Here is a 20,771-nt window from a genome sequence, read left to right on the forward strand (position 1 = left end):
CCGTCCCCACGGCCCGTCGCGCCCTGCCCCTGTGTGAGGCAAGGCACGCGCCATTTCCGCTTATCGGGTCACTGCTCGCTGGAATTGTCCTTGGAGTGGTCACCCGGCATGGCCGCCTCGGTGAGCAGCTGGGACGGCGCCCGGTGAGTGTTGACCTTCTGCTTCCCGAAGAAGCCGATCTCACCCTCCTTGTGGATGCGCTCCACCATATGCGGGTAGTGCAGCTCGAACGCCGGCCGCTCGGACCGGATCCGCGGCAGTTCGGTGAAGTTGTGCCGCGGCGGCGGGCAGGACGTCGCCCATTCGAGCGAGTTGCCGTAGCCCCACGGGTCGTCCACCGTGACGATCTCGCCGTACCGGTAGCTCTTGAAGACGTTCCAGATGAACGGCAGCGTCGAGGCACCGAGGATGTACGCGCCGATCGTGGAGATCGTGTTCAGCGTGGTGAACCCGTCGGACTGAAGGTAGTCCGCGTACCGGCGCGGCATGCCTTCGGCGCCGAGCCAGTGCTGCACCAGGAACGTGGCGTGGAAGCCGATGAACGTGGTCCAGAAGTGCCACTTGCCGAGCTTCTCGTCCATCATGCGGCCGGTGATCTTCGGGAACCAGAAGTAGATCCCGGCGAACGTGGCGAACACGATCGTGCCGTAGAGCACGTAGTGGAAGTGCGCGACGACGAAGTAGCTGTCGGACACGTGGAAGTCGATCGCCGGCGCGGCCAGCATGATGCCGGTCAGACCGCCGAAGAGGAACGTGACGATGAAGCCCATCGAGAAGATCATCGGCGTCTCGAAGGACAGCTGGCCCTTCCACATCGTGCCGATCCAGTTGAAGAACTTCACGCCGGTCGGGACCGCGATCAGGAAGGTCATGAAGGAGAAGAACGGCAGCAGCACGGCGCCGGTCGCGTACATGTGGTGCGCCCACACGGCCACCGACAGCGCGGCGATCGCCAGCGTCGCCCAGACCAGGCCCTTGTACCCGAAGATCGGCTTGCGGCTGAAGACCGGGAAGATCTCCGACACGATCCCGAAGAACGGTAGCGCGACGATATAGACCTCTGGATGGCCGAAGAACCAGAACAAGTGCTGCCAGAGGATCACGCCGCCGTTCGCGGGGTCGAAAACGTGCGCCCCGAGATGCCGGTCCGCCAGCAGGCCCATCAGGGCCGCGGTCAGGATCGGGAACGCCAGCAGGATCAGGATGCTGGTGACCAGGATGTTCCAGGTGAAGATCGGCATCCGGTACATCGTCATGCCGGGGGCGCGCAGGCAGACCACCGTGGTGATCATGTTGACGCCACCGAGGATGGTGCCGAGACCGGACACGACCAGACCGGAGATCCACAGGTCGGCACCGACACCGGGCGAGTGGATGGCGTCCGACAGCGGGGTGTAGGCGAACCAGCCGAAGTCGGCGGCGCCACCCGGGGTCAGGAAGCCGGACATCACGATCAGGCCGCCGAAGAGGTACAGCCAGTACGAGAACGCGTTCAGCCGCGGGAAGGCGACGTCGGGCGAACCGATCTGCAGCGGCAGGATGAAGTTCGCGAAACCGAAGAGGATCGGCGTCGCGTACAGCAGCAGCATGATCGTGCCGTGCATGGTGAACAGCTGGTTGTACTGCTCCTGCGAAAGGAACTGCTGCCCGGGACGCGCCAGCTCGGAGCGGATCAGCATCGCCATCGCGCCGCCCACCATGAAGAAGGCGAACGACGTGACCAGGTACATGATGCCGATTTGCTTGTGGTCCGTCGTGCGGAACAACCGCAGCAGGTACGAACCCTTAACCGACTCGCGCGCGGGATACGGGCGCGTGGCGATCGGCTTGGGGGCTACGGCCGTCACTCCTGCCTCCAACACTCAAACCTTGTGGTGGTCAATTTGCGGTCGCCGGGCGGGTTCGGGACCCACTCCGGCGGCTAGTGGGGATCGTAGCCCTCACTACCGACAGTCGCGCGCACCGGCTGGCAAGATCGCGCCGTGACCGACGAACACACCCGCGCGGGAGTGGCCGCGGCGGTCGCCGTCGGTGCCCGGTACGGGCTCCCGACCGGCGCCCCCGATGTCCTGCATTTCAAGTCGAACGTGCTGGTGAGACTGGGTCCGGTGGTGGCGCGGGTACCCGGCACGACGCGCCTCGCGCGGTCCTCGCCCGAGGACTGGCTCAGGCGCGACGTCGAGCTGTCGAAGTACCTCACGGAACGTGGTGTGCTCGTCGTCTCACCCACCACGGATCCCCCGGCAGGACCGCATTTCGCCGACGGCCTCCCGGTCACTCTCTGGCACTACACGCCGCACGAGCCGGGGCACACGCTGTCGCCGCACGAGGTCGCGCTTTCGCTCGCCCGGGTGCACGACGCGCTCGCGGACTACCCCGGTGAACTGCCCGAACTCGGGCCCGTCCGCGAACTTCGGACGTTGCTCGACCGGCACGGCGCTCTTCTGGGCGATGCGACACCCCGGTTGTACGACGAACTCGAGCGGGTGGCGGCCGCGCTGCCGGACACCGAGCCGCGTCCGCTGCACGGTGACGCCCATCGGGGGAACGTCGTCGCGACGGCGGCCGGGCCGTGCTGGCTCGACTTCGAGGACACCTGGCGCGGGCCGCTCGGATGGGACCTCGGCGTGCTCTTCGCGGAGGCCGGGCACGCTACGTTGGACGCGTACCCGGCCGATGTGGCGCCCTCGTCGCTGGAGCCGTTCATCGCGTTGCGGCGGTTGTTCGAGGTCCCCTGGCGGTTCGTGATCGCGCGGCGGTTCCCGGAGCGGCTACCGGAGGCCGAAGCCGCCCTGGAGCGCTACTTCTCCCGCATTTAGTCCTCTGAATGCAGGGGGTCAGACGGCGTCCATCAGGAGTTCCGCCGCCACGTCGACGCCGTCCGTCCGCACCTCACCGCCGACCTGACGCGCCCGCGAGGCGACGCCGGGGCGCAGCACCTCGCCCAGAGCGAGGGTCAGCGCTTCGGCGGAGGGCTCCCCGGTGATCGACGTCCCCAGCCCGAGTTCCCCGACGCGCCGCGCGAAGTACGGCTGATCGAACATCTGCGGGACGAGCACCTGCGGCACCCCGGCCCGGGTCGCCGCCGTCGTCGTACCGGCACCGCCGTGATGCACGACCGCCGCGACCCGCGGGAAGAGCGCCTGCTGGTTGACGTCCCCGATGGCGAGGCAGTCGGGTTCGCCGTCGATCGGCGCCAGCTCGGTCCAGCCGCGGAACACGATCGCCCGCCGCCCGTGCGCCCTCGCCGATTCGATCATCGCCTTCGCGATCTCCTCAGGGGCGCGGATACTCCCGAACCCGAAGTAGACCGGGGGCTCGCCGTCGTCGAGGAACGCCTCCAGTTCCGGGGACAACGGACTGTGGTCCGGCAGGATCCAGGCGCCGGTCTGGTGCACGTCGAGCGCCGACGGTCCCCGCCACGGCGCCAGCACCGGATCGGCGGCCAGCCACGGACGCTCGGTGAAGATATGCCCGCGGACGTCGTCGACGGGCGGGAGACCGAGCTTTTTCCGCCGCGCGTTCAGCACGCCGCCCCAGTGCTCGTTCCATCGTCGCGCGTCGTCGGCCCACAAGGCCGGGATGGCGGCGTCGGGATTCTCCGGCGCCCATCCCGCGAAAACGGGCGGACGATGGTGCAGTGAAGGCAGCGTTATCGGGCAGTATGCGGTGAAGAAATAGGGAATTCCTTTTCGCTCGGCCACCGAATGGGCGGCGATGTTCAAGGCCATTCCCGCGACGACGGCGTCGCAGTCTTCGGCCACCTCCGGCATCGTCTCGAATTGGCCGACGACCATGGCCTCGGCCATCGCGCGCCGCCCCTCGGGTGTGGCCATCGCCTTGGTCATGGCGGAATCCGGCTTCGCGGTCGACCGGAGTTCCGGCCCCAGCGAAGCGAAAGAGATCCCGAGACCTTCGGCCCAGTCACGGAAATCGGGTGGTGCGCAAAGCCGGACTTCCTGGCCGAGTTCCCGCAATCGCACCGCCAAGGCCGCCAGTGGCTGCACCTCACCCCTCGTCCCGATAGTGGACAGGAGCACACGCATGGGAATCCCCCTTCGGCAAAACGTGAAGGCACGAATTGTGGACCGGGAATGGGGGCTTGCCGCAAGCCCCGGGGTCCGCTATACCTTGGAAGGGGCGAGGGAAACGTTTCTCAAACGGGGTACCAGCCCAAAATCGCTTCGACGACTCCGGCCGGATCCTCCAGCGGTGTCAGATGCCCGGCCTCGGGAAGCACGACCAAGGTCGCGTCCGGCAGCGTTTCCACCAGGATGTTCGCTTCCTCCAGCGGAGTCAGGCCGTCCTCTTCGCCGACCACGACCAGCGCCGGCACGTCCGCCGAGCGCAGCGTTTCGAGCGAATCGGGCCGCGCCGCCATCGCGCGCGCCGCCCACGCGACACCGGACGGCGGCTGCGTCGTGATCAGTTCGCGAAGTCGTTCTGCCACCTCCGGGCGGGCCTTTTCGGCGAGCAATCCGGATGTGACGGCTTCGGGCATCCAGCCGGTGCCTTCCGCTTCCACCCTGGCCGCGACATCGTGCCGGGTCCGCACGGCCTCGGGAGTGTCGGCCGTCGCCTTCGTGTCGATGAACACGAGGCCGCCCACCCGTTCCGGCGCCAGGCGCAGCACCGCCATCGTCAGGTAGCCGCCCATCGAGCAGCCGCCGAGGACGACCTTGTCGAGGCCGAGCCGGTCGAGCAGTGCCACGACGTCGCGCGCGGCGTCGGCCAGATCCGGCTCCCGGTCGGTCTCGGGCAGCGGACTGCGGCCGAGGCCGCGCTGGTCGGGCGTGATCAGTCGCAGGCGTTCCGAGAGCGGCGCGCGGACCGCGTCCCACATGCGGGCGTCGACGGGGAAGGCGTGCAGCAGGACCAGCGGGAGAGCGTTCATGGCGGCGATTCTGTCGCACCCTGGCGCTACCGTCAGATCCGTGCTGACAGAGATCAAGACGGAGAGGCTGCTGCTGCGGAGGCTGCGCGAGGCGGATCGCGAGAACATCGTCGCGCTGCAGGCCGATCCGGAGACGAACAGGTTCAACCCGGAGCCGCACACCGTCGACGGTGCGAACGAGCTTTACGACGCCTGGATGAAGCAATGGGCCGAGCACGGGTTCGGCTATCTCACGGTGTCCGCTTTGGACGATCCGGAGACGATCCTCGGCTTCGGCGGCGTCCGGTATCACGAATGGAACGGCGAGCGCGTGCTGAACCTCGCGTACCGCTTCTGGCCGTTCACCTGGGGCAAGGGCTACGCCACGGAGATGGCGGCCGCCGTCGTCGCATGGGCGGAGCGGGAGATCCCCGACGTGCCGGTGATCGCCAACATCATGGTGTCCAACAAACCTTCGATCCGGGTCGCCGAGCGGCTCGGTTTCACGATCCACACGGAGGAGGAATTCGCGGGCGAACCTTCACTGCACCTGCGGCGCTGAATCACCAGCGGCCCGGGCGGCGGCGGGACCGCGCGCCCCAGCACGCCTTGTGCCAATGGCGGCGGTCGGCGACCCCGCCGGTGTCGTCGGCGGGCCAGGCGACCACATGCGGGGTTCCCTGCCGGATCTCGTGATCGCAACCGGGACAGCGATAGTCCTTGGTGGCCTGCGCGCCGGGCACGGTGCGTACCAGCCAGTCGCCGTCGACGGCGGATTCGGAGCGCGCCCAGCCGGTCGACGCGCCGAGGTCGGGGCGTCCACCGCGTTCGGGCCGGTTACGTCGTGGCACGCCGAAACGGTATACGGCGAGGTGCCGTGTGATCCCGCTCGCTCGACGTCGGATACGGAGCGCGCGGCGGTTTCGCGTGATCAGCGGGACGCCGCGCGGAGATTCCGTGCTGCGGCTTGCCGTCCATCCGATCACGCGTGTCGTCCATCCGATCACGCGTGTTGTCCGCCGGATCATGCGTGACTGAAGGCGGATCACGCCACGGTCAGCCGCCGAAGTAAGCGCCCGGCGTCACACCGACCGCGCGGCGGAAGGCGGCGACGAACGCGCTCGGCGAGGAGTAGCCGATCCGGCGGGAGACCGCGGTCAGCGGCATGCCCTCGGCCAGCAGCGGCAAGGACGCGCGCAGCCGTGCCTGCACGCGCCACGCGCCGAACGTCGTGCGGCATTCGGTGAGGAACAGGCGCGCGAGCGTGCGTTCGCTCGCGCCCGCGTCGCGGGCGAAGTCCGCGAGGCCGCGGCGGTCCGCCGGATCGGCGATCACCGCTCGCGCGACGGTCAGCGCACGTCCGTCCGACGGCATCGGCACGGCGATCGGCACGACGTCCACCGGTTCGAGCAGATCGAAGGCGACGGCCTCGGCCCGGCGGCGCGCGTCGTCGCCGAGGCCGGCGGCGCCGAGGTGCTCCAGCAGTTCCCGCAGCAGCGGGCGGACGGCGACGAGCGTCGGTTCGGGCCAGCGCACCGGGCAGCGGTCCCGGGCGGCGTAGATCCCCCGCAGCACGGTTTGCGCGGTGGCGCCGGTTCGGTGGACGACACCTGCCGGGATCCAGAGCGCCCGTGTCGGCGGCAGCACCCAGTGCCGCTCACCGACGTTCACGCTCAAGATCCCCCGGGCCGCCCAGGCGAGCTGGTGGCCGTCGTGCTCGTGCCACGGGAGCCAGGTGCCCGCGGGCAGATCCATCTCGCCGAGCACCATCGCCGTCGACATCGGTGGCAGGAGTCCGATTTGCGACATCACTTGGCAGCCTATCGCCTGCCGGTCACGGCTAGCTTCGGGTTCATGCCGATGAACCTGGTGCACCGCAAACTCTGCAGTTCCGCGCTGTGGGCGAAGGCCGTCGCCCACGAGATGCCCGGCAACGTAGCCGGTTTCGACCTCGGCGACTCCGTACTGGAGATCGGCCCGGGCTTCGGCGCGACCACGCGCGCGCTCGTCGGGCTCGTTCCCCGGCTCACGGCCGTCGAGATCGACGAAGCGTCGGCGGACCTCCTCAAACGGGAGTTCGACGGCCGGGTGCGGATCGTCCAGGGCGACGGAGCGGCGTTGCCCTTCGAGGACGGCGAGTTCTCGGCGGTCGTCTGTTTCACGATGCTGCACCACGTGCCGACGACGGCGTTGCAGGACGCGATCTTCGCCGAGGCGTTCCGCGTGCTCCGCCCCGGCGGCGTTCTGCGCGCGATCGACAGCCTGGAGAGTCTGCCGTTCCGGCTGCTCCACATCGGCGACACGATGAACGCCCTCGACCCGGTTTCGCTCTGGCCCCGGCTCACCGACGCCGGGTTCACCGACATCGAGGTCGACCACGTGCCCAAGCGCTCCGTGAAGTTCTCGGCCAGGAAGCCCGCCTGACGCATTTGGTCCTCTGAATGCGGGTCAACCGCGCGCGAGGACCAACGGGACGAGTTGTTCGGCCGGGGTCAGCGAGCCGTGCTGGCCGACCAAGGAGGACTCGACGGCCTCGGCCAGTTCCCGCACGAGCCCGAACCGTCCCCTCGACGCCACGACCACGTCGCCGATACGCGGGCGCACCCGGTCGGAGACGGGCCCGAACCAGCCCGCCTCGATGGCCTCGTCGCGCCGGAGGATCCACGCCCGGTCACCGATGACCTCGCTCCAGGCGGCCAGGACGTCGGCCTCCGCACCCGGTTCGCTGTAGACGTGCCGTGCCCGGACCTCGCCCCCGATCGCCCGGACGCCGCCGAGCAGCGCGGGGGTCTCGTCGATGTCGAGCGCACCCTCGACCGTCACCATGCCGTGGTCGGCCACGACGGCGAGGAGCGCACCGGGCGACAATCCGTCCACAATGGACTCCACCAGCCTGTCGACCTGCCGCAGCTGCATCCGCCACGGCGCCGAACCCGGCCCGTAGATGTGGCCGAGCATGTCGAGTTCGCTGTGGTAGCCCCAGCAGAACGCCGGCCGCGTTTCGAGGCAGTGCAGGACACAGGCGGCGAGGTCGCCGAGCGCGTGGACACCCACGTACCGCGCACCGGACTGCGTCGCGCGGGTGAGCGCGGTGTCGGCGAACTTCGCCGAAGACACCACGCTCGTCGTGATCCCGGCGGCCGCCGCGCGTTCGAACGTCGTCGGCAGCGGCTGCACCTCGCGCGGCGGCAGCGCGCCGCGGAGATCGCCGCCGTCCACATGGCTGCTCCAGCGCAGCGCGTTCAGGACGCCGGTGCCCGGCACCTCGAAGCTGTAGCCGACCAGTCCGTGCTCCCCCGACGCCAGCCCGGTGCCGATCGCGCCGAGACCGGCCGCCGTCGTCGCCGGGAAACCGACCCGCAGCGGCGACTTCGCCAGCTGGGTGAGCACGGGCGCGTCGGCGGCGTGCTCGGCCAGCAGTTCCCAGCCGAGACCGTCGATGAGCAGGACGCAGGCACTGGACGCCTCCGCCAGGCTCAGCGAGTTCACGAACCCGTCGGCGCCGAGGGCGGAGAGCACGGATGGGACGACTTGGCCGAGGTGCGGCACACGCGCCGCGACAGGCAGTTCCACCCGGCCAGCTTGCCATCCCGGAGGCCGGAAGGGGATGGGATAATGCCGGCATGCCGACTTACGCCTACCGCTGCCGCGAATGCGCCGGAACCTTCGAACTGCTGCGGCCGATGAGCGAGTCCGGTGCGCCCGCGCCGTGCCCGGAGGGCCACCAGGACACCGTCAAACTGCTGACGACCGTCGCGCTGACCGGGTCGGCCTCCAGTCCCGCCCCTGTTCCCGCAGGTGGAGGCGGTTGCTGCGGAGGCGGCTGCTGCAGTTGACCCACCCGTTCGGGTGGCGCAACGTGTGACCGCCCGAATGGCGGGTACCCCCTTCCCACCAGTCTGGAAGCTCCAGTGGTGGGAAGGGAGAAAGTCCAGTGGCCACATCAGCACTGGCGGCCGTCGACTTCGGTCAGGGCGTGTCGAGCGCCTGGAGTTCGGTCGCCACCTTCGTCCCGAAACTGCTCGCGTTCCTGGTCATCCTGTTCATCGGCTGGCTGATCGCGAAGGCGCTCGCCAAGGCCGTGAGCATGGTGCTCGAGAAGGTCGGGTTCAACCGGCTCCTCGAACGCGGGGGCTTCAAGCAGATGCTCGCGCGCAGCCAGTTCGACGCGTCGAACATCATCAGCAAGATCGTCTACTACGCGATCCTGCTGATCGCGCTGCAGTTCGCGTTCGGCGTGTTCGGCCCGAACCCGGTGAGCGCGCTGCTCAACGACATCGTCGCCTGGCTGCCGCGCGCCATCGTCGCGATCGTCATCGTGGTGATCGCCGGCGCGATCGCCAAGGCGGTCAAGGACCTGGTCGCCAACGCCCTCGGCGGTGTTTCCTACGGCAAGGTGCTCGCCACCATCGCCTCGGTGTTCATCTGGGGTCTCGGCGCGATCGCCGCGCTGAACCAGATCGGTGTCGCCACCGCGGTCACGCTGCCGGTGCTGATCACCGTGCTCGCCACGGTCGGTGGGATCGCCGTCGTCGGTGTCGGCGGTGGCCTCATCAAGCCGATGCAGCAGCGCTGGGAGACCTGGCTCGGCCGGGCCGAGGCGGAAATCCCCGCCGCGAAGGCGCAGGCCGAGGCCTACCAGCGCGGACGTGAGGACGCCGGACGCTCGGGCGAGGTGCCGACCGAACGGACGACGGTCCACCAGCCGGTGTCCGCCGGGCACCACGCGGCCGACCCGAACCGGATGGGTCAGCAGCCGACGCAGCACCAGCAGTTCCCGCCCAGCCAGGGTCAGGTGCCCCCGCACCAGGATCCCGGCCAGCGGCCCCCCGGTGGAAACATGCCCCCTCCGCCGGAGTACCGCTGACCTTCCACGGGAACGGGTGGGGCGTCCGGCCGCCCTACCCGTTCCCGGTCGGCTGGGTCCGCCTGTCGTCCATCGAGGCGGCAAGCGAACACACGCCGACCAGCCGCGCGGTCATCCAGTCGCTGGTGGTCCAGGCGGACAGATCGGCCGGGATGCGGAACGTCCAGCCCTTGGCCTTCGCCTCGTCGAGCAGCCCTCGCGTGTAGCCGGCGAGAAGGACGACGCCGGCCACAGCCGCCGAACCTTCGACCCCCGCCGCGAGGATGTCCCGCACCGCGGCGGAGTGCTGATCGAAGACGGCCGACAGCCCGGGCACGGCCGCCGCGGCGGCCAGCCCGGCGACACCGATCTGCTGGTGCAGCCGGGAAAGCGTGCTACGAGCCGAAGATTCCACCCAGGACGAGACCAGATCTTTCACCCGACCAGGTTAGCCAGGCCGGACGATTTGTCGACATCCCGGTGATGACGATCGCAGAACTCAGCAAGCCTTGAGTGCCTGATCCAGGTCGTGCCACAGGTCCTCGACGTCCTCCAGTCCCACCGACATGCGGATGAGCCGGTCGGTGACCCCCGCGCCGCGCCGGTCGTCCTCGGCGACGATCCGGTGGCTGATCGAGGCGGGGTGCTGGATGAGCGAGTCCACGCTGCCGAGGCTGACGGCCGGGGTGATCAGCCGGACCGCGCCGATGAGCGCGTGCGGATCGCCCTCGACCTCGAACGCGATCAGCGGGCCGCCGACGGCCGGGTAGTGCACGGCGCTCACGTTCGCGTGACCGCGAAGCCGCTCGACGAGTTCGGCGGCCGTCGCGGACGCGGCGTTGACGCGCAACGGAAGTGTCGAAAGGCCGCGAAGCAGCATGTACCCGGCGAGCGGGTGCAGCACGCCTCCGGTGGCGAAGCGGATCTGCCGCAGCACCCCCGCGTCTTCGGCACTGCAAGCGACCACGCCACCCATGACGTCGCCGTGGCCGCCGAGGAACTTGGTCGCGCTGTGCAGGACGAACCGCGCGCCGTGCCGTCCCGGCCGCTGGAGCACCGGCGTCGCGAAGGTGTTGTCGACCAGCACCGGTACCTCGCCCGCGGCGCGCACGATCTCGGCGATGTCGACCTCGCGCAGGGTCGGGTTCGCGGGCGTTTCGAGCAGCACCAACCCGGTGTCGGGCCGCAGCGCCGACGCGACGCCTTCCGGATCGGCCCAGGTCACCTCGGTGCCGAGCAGACCGGACGTGAGCATGTGATCGGTGCAGCCGTAGACCGGCCGGACGGCGACGACATGCCGTTTGCCCTGCGCGACGGCGGCGAGCAGTGACGCCGAGACCGCGGCCATGCCGGTGGCGAACGCGACGGCGTCGTCGAATCCTTCGAGTTCGGCCAGCGCCTTCTCGAAGCGTTCGACGGTCGGGTTGCTCAGCCGCCCGTAGACCGGGAGCCCGGACAGTGAGCCCGAGGCGGCGAATTCGTCGATGCGGCCCGCCTCCTCGACGCTGTCCCGCGACGGGTAGGTCGTGGACAGGTCGAGCGGAGCGGCGTGGACGCCGAGGTCCGTGAGATCGTCACGGCCGGCGTGGACGGCTCGGGTGCGCAGCGTTGCGGTCATACCCCAGATGGTGCGTTTTTCTTCGGATCGTCCGCAATATCCTCGGATATCATTCGCCGATGTCGGATTCCGTCGAACTGAGCACGGTTGATCTTCGTATTCTGCGGCTCTTGCAGAACGACGCCCGGATCTCCAACAAGGATCTCGCGGCCGAGGTCGGCATCGCGCCCTCGACCTGTCTCGACCGCGTCAACCGGCTGCGCGAGCTCGGGGTGATCACCGGCCAGCGCGCCGAGGTGGACGCCGCCAAACTCGGCCGCCCGCTCGAAGCGCTCCTGTTCGTCCAGGTGCGGCCGCACCGGCGGGCGCTCGTCGACTCGTTCGTCGAACATCTGCTGGCCCTGCCCGAGGTCCGCGCCGTCTACCACCTGACCGGCCCGGACGACTTCCTCGCGCATGTCGCCACCGCGTCGGCGACCGAGCTGCAACGGCTGGTCCTCGACGAACTGACCGCCCGCGACGAGGTCGCCCGGGTGCACACGAACCTGGTCTTCCAGCACTGGAGCGGGGGACCTTTGCTACCGCCCGGCTAATCGATCCGGACCTTGAAGGGATGCGTGACGTCGGTCGGGCACGTGAAGACGTTCAGCACCCCCTGGCGGCGGAAGGACCAGCCCGCCGCCTCGCCCCCGGCGACCTCGCATCCGCAGCCGACCTCGTGCTCCTCCGAGGCCAGCGCGATCGTCTGGCGCAGGTCGGCGCCGCATTCCCGGCAGCCCAGCTCGTGCCGATCGGTCGCGTCCCAGGCGGTCCAGCCGCCGATCTTCGAGTACTGGTCCAGCTCCGGCCAGCCCTCCGGGTCTTCGCCCGCGCCTTCGGGGATGCCGAGCGCGGCGCGGGTCTCGGCCGGGAAGTCGCAGAGCCGGGGCAGTTCGTCGATCGAGCACGGTTCGAAAACGCAGGGATCCGGCACGTAGGCGGCTTCGGCGTTCTCGGGGGCCGGAGGCGGGTCCGCGATGTCCCGCACCTCGCCCGAATCACGCCAGACCAGCCGGACCGCGGGCCCCTGGTGATGCGGGCTGTCGTGCTCCATCGGGCAGAAAAGGATCTGCAGGACGTCGGTGTCCTCGGGGAACGGCAGCTCCGGGAAGTCGTCGCGGAAGAACTGCGCCGCGACGACCATCGCCGGGACGGGCTCGTCGAGCGGATGGCCGCCCGCCCACGCGTCGTCGGAGGCGTCCGGGTCGGGCGGCCAGGTCACCGGGCACTCCGGCCACGGCTCGTCCGACGGCCAGAGCAGCGGGCCGCCGAAGTGGCTTTCGTCCGGACCCGGCACTCCCGGCGCGGGATGCAGCCGGATGGCCGTCCGGACCAGATCGTTCAGACCGGGGATGGGCATCCCGTCGTAGGTGAGCTGGCGCACTCCCGGGAGCTTAGAGGTCCGGCAGCGGGTCTTCAGGTTTCGCACCGTCCCGCATGATCTCGGCGTCTGCGGCGTGGACGACCGATATGTACTCGTCGTCGATCTCGTAGTCGACGCCGTTGAACTTGAACCACGGGACGGTCGCCGTGTCGACCGGTCCGATCCGGTGGTTTCGCAGGGTCGTCGCGACGACCCGTTTCGGGGTCTTCCGGCTCAGGTACCCGGTGGTGAGGACCGTGATCGTCTTGCGGGTCACCGCGAAGAACACGCTGGGATTGGTACTGCCGAGGATGTCGGCCGGGAACACGTAGTGGATCTCGTCGTCCGGATCGAGGAGCTCCTTGATCCGCTTCCTGACCCCCGAGGAAACCGGCATGCCACCAAGTTACCGGGCCGAGTAGTCCTTGAACCCCTTTCCGGTCTTCCGGCCGAGCCGTCCGGCGGTCACGAGGTGTTCCAGCAGCGGCGCGGGCGCGAAGCCCTCTTCGCGGAACTCGTTGTACAGAGTCCGCTGGATCGCCAGGGAGACGTCCAGCCCGACGACGTCGAGCAGTTCGAACGGGCCCATCGGCAGGCCGCAACCCACCTTCATCGCGGTGTCGATGTCGTCGGCTTCCGCGTAGTGCGCCTCGAGCATCTTCACCGCGTCGTTCAGGTACGGGAACAGCAGCGCGTTGACGATGAACCCGGCACGGTCGCCACAGTGCACGGGATGCTTGCCCACGGCCGCGCAGACGGCGTCGACCGTCGCGATCACGTCGGGCGCGGTGGCGATGGTCGAGACGACCTCGACGAGTTTCATCACCGGCGCCGGATTGAAGAAGTGAACGCCGACCACGTCCGAAGGCCGCGAGGTGGCGGCCGCGCATTCGATGACCGGAAGGGACGACGTGGTCGTCGCCAGGACCGCGCCCGGCTTCACGACGTCGTCGAGCGCGGCGAAGACCGCCTGCTTGACGGCCAGGTCTTCGGCCACCGCCTCGACGACGAGGTCGACGTCGGCCAGTTCGTCGAACTCCACCGCCGGCGAGATCCGGCCGAGCGCGGCGGCGGCGTCCTCCTCGGACAGCTTGCCCTTGACGACGGCCTTGTCCAGCGACTTCTTCACCCGCGCGACCGACGCCGCGGCCTTCTCCGCGCTCCGCGCCCGCAGGATGACCTCGTAACCGCGTTTCGCGAACACCTCGACGATGCCCGTAGCCATGGTCCCGGTCCCGACGACGCCGACCTTGCGCACCTCACGAGGCGCCACGATGTCCGATTTGGACACTGTGGACTTCGTGACCGCGTCGGTCACCGTCGGCGAATCGGGCTCGTCGTAGGTGTAGAAACCCCGGCCCGTCTTCCGGCCGAGCAGTCCGGCGGTGATCATCTGCTTCAGCAGCGGCGCCGGCGCGTGCAGCCGGTTGCGCGACTGGTGGTACATCGTGTCGAGGATCTCGTACGCGGTGTCCAGCCCGATGAGGTCGAGCAAAGCCAAGGGCCCCATGGGATACCCGCAGCCGAACCGCATCGCCGCGTCGAGATCCTCGCGCGTGGCGTAGCGCTGCTCGTACATCCGCACGGCGTGGTTGAGGTACCCGAAGAGCAGGGCGTTGGCGATGAACCCGGCGCGGTCGCCGATCACCACCGGGGTCTTGCCGAGGCGTTCGGCGAACGCGACGACGTCGGTGACCACCTCGGGTTCGGTGACGACGGTGCGGACGATCTCGACCAGCTTGAGGATCGGCGCCGGGTTGAAGAAGTGCATCCCGACGACCTTGCCCGGCCGCGCGGTGTGCACGCCGATCTCGGTGATCGACAGGGAGGAGGTGTTCGAGACGAAGATCGTGTCCGGGCCGGTGATCTTGTCCAGCTGGGCGAACACGTCGGATTTCGCTTCGAGGTTCTCCGGGATCGCCTCGATCACCAGGTCCACATCGGACAGTTCGGTCAGCGACGTGGTGTACCGGATCCGGTCCAGCAGCGCGCTCCGGCCGTCGGCGTCGAGTTTGCCGCCGGTCACCGCCCGTTCGGTCGAATGCTCCAGATGGCCCCGGCCACGGTGGACGCCGTCGTCGTCGATCTCCACCGCGACGACGGATACGCCGCTCCGCGCGAGCACCTCGGCGATCCCGGCACCCATGGTGCCGAGACCGATGACTCCCACACTCGAGATTTCCCGCGCCACAACCGGCCTCCGGAGGTTACTCGCTGGTAGTTTCTCCGATCGTGCCATGCCGGGGCGGGGAAAGCAGCGGCTGTCACCCTCCGAATCGAGTAAGTGTCACTCGCGGACGAAGGCCGAAGGGGACTTTCCCCGCGTGCGACGAGGGGAAAGCGCCCTTCACCCCCGCGGATGCCAGGAACCAAGGGACCTTCGCTACCACCCGGACCGAGGCCCGAGTCCGTGAAGGCCTCCTTCCCTACCCTCAAGGTAGGCAAGGAGGCCTTCACGGCANGAGGCCCGAGTCCGTGAAGGCCTCCTTCCCTACCCTCAAGGTAGGCAAGGAGGCCTTCACGGCACGACGCCTCAGCTCACTCGCCGAAGTTCTGGTCGACGAGGTCTTTGACCTTGGCGAGTGCTTCCTCGGCCTGCGCCCCCTTCGCGCGGACCTCGATCCGGTCACCCTGACGAGCGCCGAGCGCCATCAGCGCGAGCACGCTGTTGGCGTCCGCGGTCTCGTCGCCGAGCCGCACGGTGACCTGCGCGTCCAGCCCCGCGATACTGCGGACCAGGACCGCGGCGGGCCGCGCGTGCAGCCCGACGTCGTTCCGCAGCGTGAGTTCGACACTGCTCTCGTCGTCCTGCGTACCTTCGTCGAACGTCAGGTCCGGTGGCGCGCCCGCCGCCGCGGCCGCTTCGGCGACGGCCTTGCGGTCCGCCCCGCCCTGCGCCGCGACGGCGGCGGCGATCGCGCCTTCGACCAGCGGCGCGTCCACGACGACCGCGGCGGACGGGTCGGCGAGCGATTCGACGGCCAGTTCCGCGGTCATCTGCGCGCTGCCCAGGTCGTACAGCAGGACGACGCCCGCGCCCGAATCGGCACGCTGGGTCGCGGCGACGACCTCGTCGTAATCCGTCCCGATCCCGCCGTCGGCCAGGCCGCCCGCCGCCGCGATGGTGACGTCCGGCGCCATCTGCGCGGCGAGTTCCGCGAGCCCTTCGGCGAGTTTGGCGCTGTGGGAGACGAGCACGATTCCGACGCTCACTTGGCGGCCTCCGCGAACGCGCGCAGCAGTAGCGCCGTCGAACGGGCACCGGGATCCATATGCCCGATCGCCCGATCGCCGAGGTACGAGGCCCGGCCCTTGCGCGGCACGAGCTCCACAGTGGACTCGGCGCCCTTGTCCGCGGCGTCCGCCGCCGCGGACAGGATCTCCGCGATGCCGGATCCGGAGGCTTCCTCGGCGGCGGAGACGGCGGGGATCAGGGCGTCGACCATGGTCGCGTCTCCCCCGACGGCCTTGCCTCGTGCCTGCACCCCTTCGAGTGCCGCGCGCAGGGCCTCGACGAGCAGCGGGCCGTCCACTTCGGCCGCGTCGCCCAGCTTGACCGACGCGCGCAGGAAAGCCGTGCCGTACAACGGGCCCGCCGCGCCGCCGACCTTCGAGATCAAAGTCGTGGCGGCGAGCTTCATGACCGCGGCGGGGGTTTCGGGAGTCGCGGTGTCCAAAGCGGACACGATGGCACCGAACCCGCGGTCCATGTTCTCGCCGTGGTCGGCGTCGCCGATCGCGCGGTCGAGTTCGACCAGTTCGGCTCGATGCTCGGCGATCACCGCGGCCGCCGCCCGCAAGGCGGCGGCGAGCGTCTCGGCGGTGCAGGCCATCAGACTCCCCACCTCAGGGCCGGGGTGTTCACCGGCGCGTCCCACAACTCGGTCAGCTCGTCGTCCAGTTTCAGCAACGTCAGGCTCATCCCCTGCATCTCGAGGCTGGTGATGTACGGCCCCACCAGCCGCCGTTCGACCACGATGCCACGCTCGGCCAGCAGCCGCTCGGCGATCCCGTGCGCCAGGTACAGCTCGACCAGCGGGGTCCCGCCCATCGAGTTCGTGAACAGCAGGGCCTTGTCGCCCTCGGCGAAGGGCAGGTCCGTGACCACCGCTTCCACCATGCGCGCGACGAGTTCGTCGGCCGTCACCACCGCGGTCCGCTCGATACCGGGTTCGCCGTGGATGCCGATGCCGAACTCGATCTCGTCGTCGGCGAGGTCGAAACTCGGCTCGCCCGCGTGGGGCACGGTCGGCGCGGTGAGCGCGACGCCGATCGACCGCACCTGGCCGATCACCTTGCGCGCCAAGGCCTCCACCGCGTCGAGCGTGTCGCCTCGTTCGGCGGCGGCACCGGTGATCTTCTCCAGCAGTACCGTGCCGCCGACCCCGCGACGGCCGGCGGTGTAGGTGGAATCCTTGACGGCGACGTCGTCGTCGATCACCACGCTGCGCACGTCCAGCCCTTCGGCGGCGGCGAGTTCCGCGGCGGTCTCGAAGTTGAGCACGTCACCGGTGTAGTTCTTCACGATCAGCAACGCGCCCGCGTCCCCGGTGGTGGCCTTCACCGCGGCCTCCACGGCGTCCGGCGTCGGCGAGGTGAACACCGCGCCCGGGACGGCGGCCGCGAGCATGCCGTGCCCGACGAAGCCACCGTGCAGCGGTTCGTGCCCGGAGCCGCCGCCGGAGATCACCGCGACCTTGCCCGCCACGGGCGCGTCCACCCGCACCACGAGCGCCGGGTCGTCCTCCACGCGCAGGACGTCCGCGTGCGCCGCGGCGAGTCCGCGCAGGGATTCCGCGACCACCGTCTTCGGGTCGTTGATGATCTTCTTCAAGGGTGGCCTCCGGCCGTCGGCGGGTGGGGTGTCCCCTTCCTACCTCGCCCGGCCGGATGCCGCCAGCGTCAGGGCTTCGGCAGCTTGGAGATCACCGATTTGGCGACCTTGGCCGCCTTGCCGCACGACGCCGCTTCGTCGGACTTCTCGTCGTAGTTCTTGTAGCTGACGCTGACGATTTCGACCTCGTCGTCCGCCCACGGCTTGTGCTGCCACTCGATCTTGCACTCGGCGTCGCTGCCGCTGCCGGCCTTCTGGTACACGGCGACGCCGTCGATGTCGACCTTCTTGTTCCCGTCGCGTTCGGCCGGCGGCAGGGCGCGGCGGAAGCCGATCGAGATCCGCGGATTGGAGCCCGGGGTCCAGTCGCAGAAGTGGAAGGAGTTCAGCGTGGCGGCGCCGTGCGGCACCACCTCGTTGAGGACGGCGGTGTCGGCGGCGGTGCACGGATCGACACCGGTGAGCGTGCCCGCGACGGCCGGGTACTTCGCCGGTGACGCGTGCAGGCTCTTCACGGCCTTCGCGGCCACCGCACGGCCTGTCGCGCACGGGTCGCCGCCGTCGTAGGTGACCGAGAAGTTGATCCCGCGCTCGGGCTTGCGCAGAGTCATGATGCCGACGTCGCAGCTCTTGCCGTCCTTGTCCTTGCGCTCGATCTGCGGCAGCCCGTCGACCGCCGAAACGGTGACGCCGTTGATCGAGGAGTAGATCGACGCGCCGATTTCGACCCTGACCGTGAGTGCCTTGCCTCCGGCGTCCACGGCCTTCGCCCGGCAGGTGCCGAACGAGCTGAGGTTCGCCGTCGGGTCCTCCGGCGTGCCGAGGCCGCCCATCACTTCCTTGCTCACCAGCCCGCACGGGTCGATCGTGCGCAGCACCGCGGGGGTGACCGCCGGGTCGTTGATGTCCCCGTCGGGCACCGAGCCGTTGCCGGAGCCGGGTTCGGCGGCGACGGTGGTGCGGGCGAAGTTGGACTTGCCGAGGTTCTGACCGCAGGCCGACACCGCGCCGAGCGCGGCCACCAGGGCCAGCACGGACGCGATCCGGCGACGTCGAGCGTTGAACAGCACGAAGTGCACGGTAGCCGGAGCTCCCCGCCGGTGTCCGGACAACCCGGCTATTCCCCGTCGTCGGTGCTCGGCGGCACCACGATGGGCCGCAGCTTCGCCCACAGCACGAACAGCGCCGCGAACACCAGCATGCCGATACCCGCCCACAGGTTGATGTTGACGTCGGCGGCCTTGGTCAGCTCCTCGTCGGTGGTGAACCAGAGGCCCATGATCGTGAGCACCAGCCCGTAACCGCCGATGAGCAGCGCGATGATCAGCCGGATGTCGAAGACGCCGGCCTTCTTGGGAGCTTGCGACGCAGCCATCTCCGGCCTCCTAGAAGATGATGTTGAGCACGATGGTCAGGATCAGCACGATGCCCGCGAGCAGTCCCGGCTTGCGGTACCAGCCCGCGTCGTCGCCGGTCTCGTCGTGCTTCAGCGACTCCTTCGGGGTGAGGGAGTACACGAGGCCGACCAGCTGGGCCTCCGGCTTCGGCGCGGTGGCGAGCGAGACCCCGACGCTGACCGCGATGTCGACGACGAACGCGGTACCGGCGGCCACGAAGCTGATGCCCTGCCCGGTGAGCCCGAGGACCCCGGCCTGCGACAGCAGCCACACGGTGATCGCAGAGGCGGTACCGGACACCAGGCCGACCCAGCCCGCCGTCGGCGTCATCCGCTTCCAGAACATGCCGAGAATGAAGGTGGCGAACAGCGGCGCGTTGAAGAAGGAGAACAGGTCCTGCAGATAGGTCAGGATGTTCCCGGAGTTCGACGCGATGAACGCGGTGCCGATCGCGAGCACGGTGCCGATGGCGGTGACCAGGCGGCCGAGCCGGAGGTAGTAGCCGTCCGTCTCGTTCTTCTTCACGTACGACTGCCAGATGTCGTAGGTGAACACGGTGTTGAACGAGCTCAGGTTCGCGGCCATCCCGGCCATGAACGAGGCGAGCAGACCGGCGAGCGCGACCCCGAGCATGCCGTTGGGCAGCAGGTCGCGCATCAGCAGCAGGATGGCGTTGTTCGCGGTCACGCCGCTCGGCGCGTCGCCGCCGTCGAGCAGGACCTGCTTGTCCTGGACGTACTCGGAAACGGTGACCGCGGCGATCATGCCGGGGATGATCACGATGAACGGGACCAGCATCTTCGGAAAGGCGCCGATGATCGGCGTCCGCCGCGCGGCCGACATGCTCTTCGACGCCATCGCACGCTGGACCTCGACGAAGTTCGTGGTCCAGTAGCCGAAGGACAGCACGAAACCGAGACCGAAGACGAGACCGAGGATCGACAGGAAGCTGTTGCCGAAGCCGGTGAGGTTGTCACCCGGCCACGAGTGCAGCTGCGCGTCGCCGCCGGGGCTCGCGGTGACCTTGTCGACCAGGCCCTGCCAGCCGCCGACCTTCACCAGGCCGACGATGGTCAGCGGCAGCAGCGCCGCGACGATCACGAAGAACTGCAGGACCTCGTTGTAGATCGCGGCGGAGAGGCCGCCGAGCGCGGTGTAGGAGAGCACGACCGCGGCCGCGACGATGATCGACACCCACAGCGGCCAGCCGAGCAGGAGGTTCACCACGCTGGCGAGCAGGAACAGGTTCGCGCCCGCGATGAGGATCTGCGCGCTCGCGAAGCTGATGCCGTTGACCAGGTGGGCGGGTTTGCCGAACCGGCGGAGCATGAACTCCGGGACACTGCGGACCTTCGAGCCGTAGTAGAACGGCATCATCACGATGCCGAGGAACAGCATCGCCGGGATCGCGCCGATCCAGAAGTAGTGGACCGTCGGCAGGCCGTAGAGCACGCCGTTGGCCGACATGCCCATGATCTCGACCGCGCCGAGGTTCGCCGAGATGAAGGCGAGACCGGTGACCCAGGCGGGCAGCGAGCGGCCGGAGAGGAAGAAGTCGAGGCTGCTCGAGACCGACCTTCGCGCCATGTACCCGATGCCGAGCACCAGCGCGAAATAGAAGGCGAGCAGGACGTAGTCGATCGGACTTGCGTCGAGCCGCAGGTTCGCATCGGCCAGCACGTGCAACCGACTCACCTCCATAGTGAAAATGTCCACGAGAAACGCCGGTATCGCGTCAATCGCGGACCATACTGCATGGATTCAGGAGCGGCAGTGCGGGTGGGCGGCGACCGCCCTGACGTGTCTGAAATGGGGTTGTTCTTGACAATTCTTGTCCGGTTTCCGGCGGCGTTGCCAGAGG

General features: G+C 69.1%; 23 protein-coding genes. 6 read left to right on the top strand and 17 right to left on the bottom strand.

Annotation, left to right across the window (positions count from 1 at the left end):
- Positions 1 to 68: 68 nt before the first annotated feature.
- Complete coding sequence (gene ctaD, locus LCL61_RS35050; protein WP_340683711.1) at positions 69 to 1,847, bottom strand: cytochrome c oxidase subunit I; 1,779 nt, start codon at positions 1,845 to 1,847, stop codon at positions 69 to 71.
- Between the two features lie 135 nt (positions 1,848 to 1,982).
- Between ctaD and LCL61_RS35055 the strand changes: the two genes are divergently transcribed.
- Complete coding sequence (locus LCL61_RS35055) at positions 1,983 to 2,819, top strand: phosphotransferase (RefSeq protein WP_340683712.1); 837 nt, start codon at positions 1,983 to 1,985, stop codon at positions 2,817 to 2,819.
- A gap of 18 nt (positions 2,820 to 2,837) precedes the next feature.
- Here the strand turns inward: LCL61_RS35055 and LCL61_RS35060 are convergent, their stop codons facing one another.
- Both LCL61_RS35060 and LCL61_RS35065 read right to left on the bottom strand, forming a co-directional pair.
- Complete coding sequence (locus tag LCL61_RS35060; protein ID WP_340683713.1) at positions 2,838 to 4,046, bottom strand: glycosyltransferase; 1,209 nt, start codon at positions 4,044 to 4,046, stop codon at positions 2,838 to 2,840.
- A 110-nt stretch (positions 4,047 to 4,156) separates the two neighbouring features.
- On the bottom strand, positions 4,157 to 4,894 hold the full coding sequence (locus LCL61_RS35065; protein ID WP_340683714.1) for an alpha/beta hydrolase: 738 nt from the start codon (positions 4,892 to 4,894) through the stop codon (positions 4,157 to 4,159).
- On the opposite strand from LCL61_RS35065, the gene LCL61_RS35070 reads away from it, so the two are divergent.
- Complete coding sequence (locus tag LCL61_RS35070) at positions 4,893 to 5,435, top strand: GNAT family N-acetyltransferase (RefSeq protein WP_425341952.1); 543 nt, start codon at positions 4,893 to 4,895, stop codon at positions 5,433 to 5,435. The two genes, LCL61_RS35065 and LCL61_RS35070, sit on opposite strands and share 2 nt — an antisense overlap.
- A gap of 1 nt (position 5,436) precedes the next feature.
- On the opposite strand, the gene LCL61_RS35075 is transcribed toward LCL61_RS35070, so the two are convergent.
- Both LCL61_RS35075 and LCL61_RS35080 read right to left on the bottom strand, forming a co-directional pair.
- Positions 5,437 to 5,724 carry a hypothetical protein gene (locus LCL61_RS35075; RefSeq protein WP_340683716.1) on the bottom strand — a complete coding sequence of 96 codons (288 nt, stop codon included), beginning with the start codon at positions 5,722 to 5,724 and terminating at the stop codon, positions 5,437 to 5,439.
- A gap of 205 nt (positions 5,725 to 5,929) precedes the next feature.
- Positions 5,930 to 6,682 carry a helix-turn-helix transcriptional regulator gene (locus LCL61_RS35080; RefSeq protein ID WP_340683717.1) on the bottom strand — a complete coding sequence of 251 codons (753 nt, stop codon included), beginning with the start codon at positions 6,680 to 6,682 and terminating at the stop codon, positions 5,930 to 5,932.
- Between the two features lie 51 nt (positions 6,683 to 6,733).
- Here LCL61_RS35080 and LCL61_RS35085 point away from each other — a divergent pair, with 51 nt between their 5' ends.
- On the top strand, positions 6,734 to 7,297 hold the full coding sequence (locus LCL61_RS35085) for a class I SAM-dependent methyltransferase (protein WP_340688748.1): 564 nt from the start codon (positions 6,734 to 6,736) through the stop codon (positions 7,295 to 7,297).
- 24 nt (positions 7,298 to 7,321) lie between these two features.
- On the opposite strand, the gene LCL61_RS35090 is transcribed toward LCL61_RS35085, so the two are convergent.
- Positions 7,322 to 8,446 (bottom strand): nucleotide pyrophosphatase/phosphodiesterase family protein, encoded by a 1,125-nt coding sequence (locus LCL61_RS35090; protein WP_340683718.1) that lies wholly within the window; start codon positions 8,444 to 8,446, stop codon positions 7,322 to 7,324.
- Positions 8,447 to 8,496: 50 nt separating this feature from the next.
- Between LCL61_RS35090 and LCL61_RS35095 the strand changes: the two genes are divergently transcribed.
- Together LCL61_RS35095 and LCL61_RS35100 are read left to right on the top strand one after the other, a co-directional pair.
- A complete protein-coding gene (locus LCL61_RS35095; protein ID WP_340683719.1) occupies positions 8,497 to 8,709 on the top strand; it encodes a zinc ribbon domain-containing protein in 213 nt (70 codons plus the stop codon).
- Between the two features lie 98 nt (positions 8,710 to 8,807).
- Positions 8,808 to 9,740 carry a mechanosensitive ion channel family protein gene (locus LCL61_RS35100; RefSeq protein ID WP_340683720.1) on the top strand — a complete coding sequence of 311 codons (933 nt, stop codon included), beginning with the start codon at positions 8,808 to 8,810 and terminating at the stop codon, positions 9,738 to 9,740.
- Positions 9,741 to 9,774: 34 nt separating this feature from the next.
- On the opposite strand, the gene LCL61_RS35105 is transcribed toward LCL61_RS35100, so the two are convergent.
- Both LCL61_RS35105 and LCL61_RS35110 read right to left on the bottom strand, forming a co-directional pair.
- A complete protein-coding gene (locus tag LCL61_RS35105; RefSeq protein ID WP_340683721.1) occupies positions 9,775 to 10,158 on the bottom strand; it encodes a DUF6401 family natural product biosynthesis protein in 384 nt (127 codons plus the stop codon).
- A gap of 60 nt (positions 10,159 to 10,218) precedes the next feature.
- The gene (locus tag LCL61_RS35110) at positions 10,219 to 11,337 is read right to left on the bottom strand and encodes a trans-sulfuration enzyme family protein (RefSeq protein ID WP_340683722.1); all 1,119 of its coding nucleotides are present in this window, start codon (positions 11,335 to 11,337) and stop codon (positions 10,219 to 10,221) included.
- A gap of 59 nt (positions 11,338 to 11,396) precedes the next feature.
- Here LCL61_RS35110 and LCL61_RS35115 point away from each other — a divergent pair, with 59 nt between their 5' ends.
- Entirely contained in the window at positions 11,397 to 11,870 is a 474-nt protein-coding gene (locus tag LCL61_RS35115) for an Lrp/AsnC family transcriptional regulator (protein WP_007028289.1), read from the top strand.
- Here the strand turns inward: LCL61_RS35115 and LCL61_RS35120 are convergent.
- The 9 genes from LCL61_RS35120 to LCL61_RS35160 all read right to left on the bottom strand — a co-directional run bounded on the left by LCL61_RS35120 (position 11,867) and on the right by LCL61_RS35160 (position 20,596).
- Positions 11,867 to 12,700, bottom strand: a complete 834-nt coding sequence (locus tag LCL61_RS35120; RefSeq protein WP_340683723.1) for a hypothetical protein — start codon at positions 12,698 to 12,700, stop codon at positions 11,867 to 11,869. The genes LCL61_RS35115 and LCL61_RS35120 overlap by 4 nt on opposite strands.
- A gap of 10 nt (positions 12,701 to 12,710) precedes the next feature.
- Entirely contained in the window at positions 12,711 to 13,076 is a 366-nt protein-coding gene (locus tag LCL61_RS35125; RefSeq protein ID WP_340683724.1) for a hypothetical protein, read from the bottom strand.
- 9 nt (positions 13,077 to 13,085) lie between these two features.
- Entirely contained in the window at positions 13,086 to 14,870 is a 1,785-nt protein-coding gene (locus LCL61_RS35130; RefSeq protein ID WP_340683725.1) for a 3-hydroxybutyryl-CoA dehydrogenase, read from the bottom strand.
- 347 nt (positions 14,871 to 15,217) lie between these two features.
- The gene (gene dhaM / locus LCL61_RS35135) at positions 15,218 to 15,892 is read right to left on the bottom strand and encodes a dihydroxyacetone kinase phosphoryl donor subunit DhaM (RefSeq protein WP_340683726.1); all 675 of its coding nucleotides are present in this window, start codon (positions 15,890 to 15,892) and stop codon (positions 15,218 to 15,220) included.
- On the bottom strand, positions 15,889 to 16,512 hold the full coding sequence (gene dhaL, locus LCL61_RS35140) for a dihydroxyacetone kinase subunit DhaL (RefSeq protein WP_340683727.1): 624 nt from the start codon (positions 16,510 to 16,512) through the stop codon (positions 15,889 to 15,891). The genes dhaM and dhaL overlap by 4 nt, the downstream gene beginning before the upstream one ends.
- On the bottom strand, positions 16,512 to 17,513 hold the full coding sequence (gene dhaK / locus LCL61_RS35145; RefSeq protein WP_340683728.1) for a dihydroxyacetone kinase subunit DhaK: 1,002 nt from the start codon (positions 17,511 to 17,513) through the stop codon (positions 16,512 to 16,514). Before dhaK ends, dhaL begins: the two co-directional genes overlap by 1 nt.
- 68 nt (positions 17,514 to 17,581) lie before the next feature.
- Entirely contained in the window at positions 17,582 to 18,583 is a 1,002-nt protein-coding gene (locus LCL61_RS35150; protein WP_340683729.1) for a DUF3558 domain-containing protein, read from the bottom strand.
- Positions 18,584 to 18,630: 47 nt separating this feature from the next.
- Complete coding sequence (locus LCL61_RS35155; RefSeq protein ID WP_340683730.1) at positions 18,631 to 18,888, bottom strand: hypothetical protein; 258 nt, start codon at positions 18,886 to 18,888, stop codon at positions 18,631 to 18,633.
- 10 nt (positions 18,889 to 18,898) lie between these two features.
- Entirely contained in the window at positions 18,899 to 20,596 is a 1,698-nt protein-coding gene (locus LCL61_RS35160) for a sodium:solute symporter family protein (RefSeq protein ID WP_340688749.1), read from the bottom strand.
- Between the last annotated feature and the right edge of the window lie 175 nt (positions 20,597 to 20,771).

Source organism: Amycolatopsis coloradensis, from assembly GCF_037997115.1.
GTDB lineage: Bacteria > Actinomycetota > Actinomycetes > Mycobacteriales > Pseudonocardiaceae > Amycolatopsis > Amycolatopsis coloradensis_A.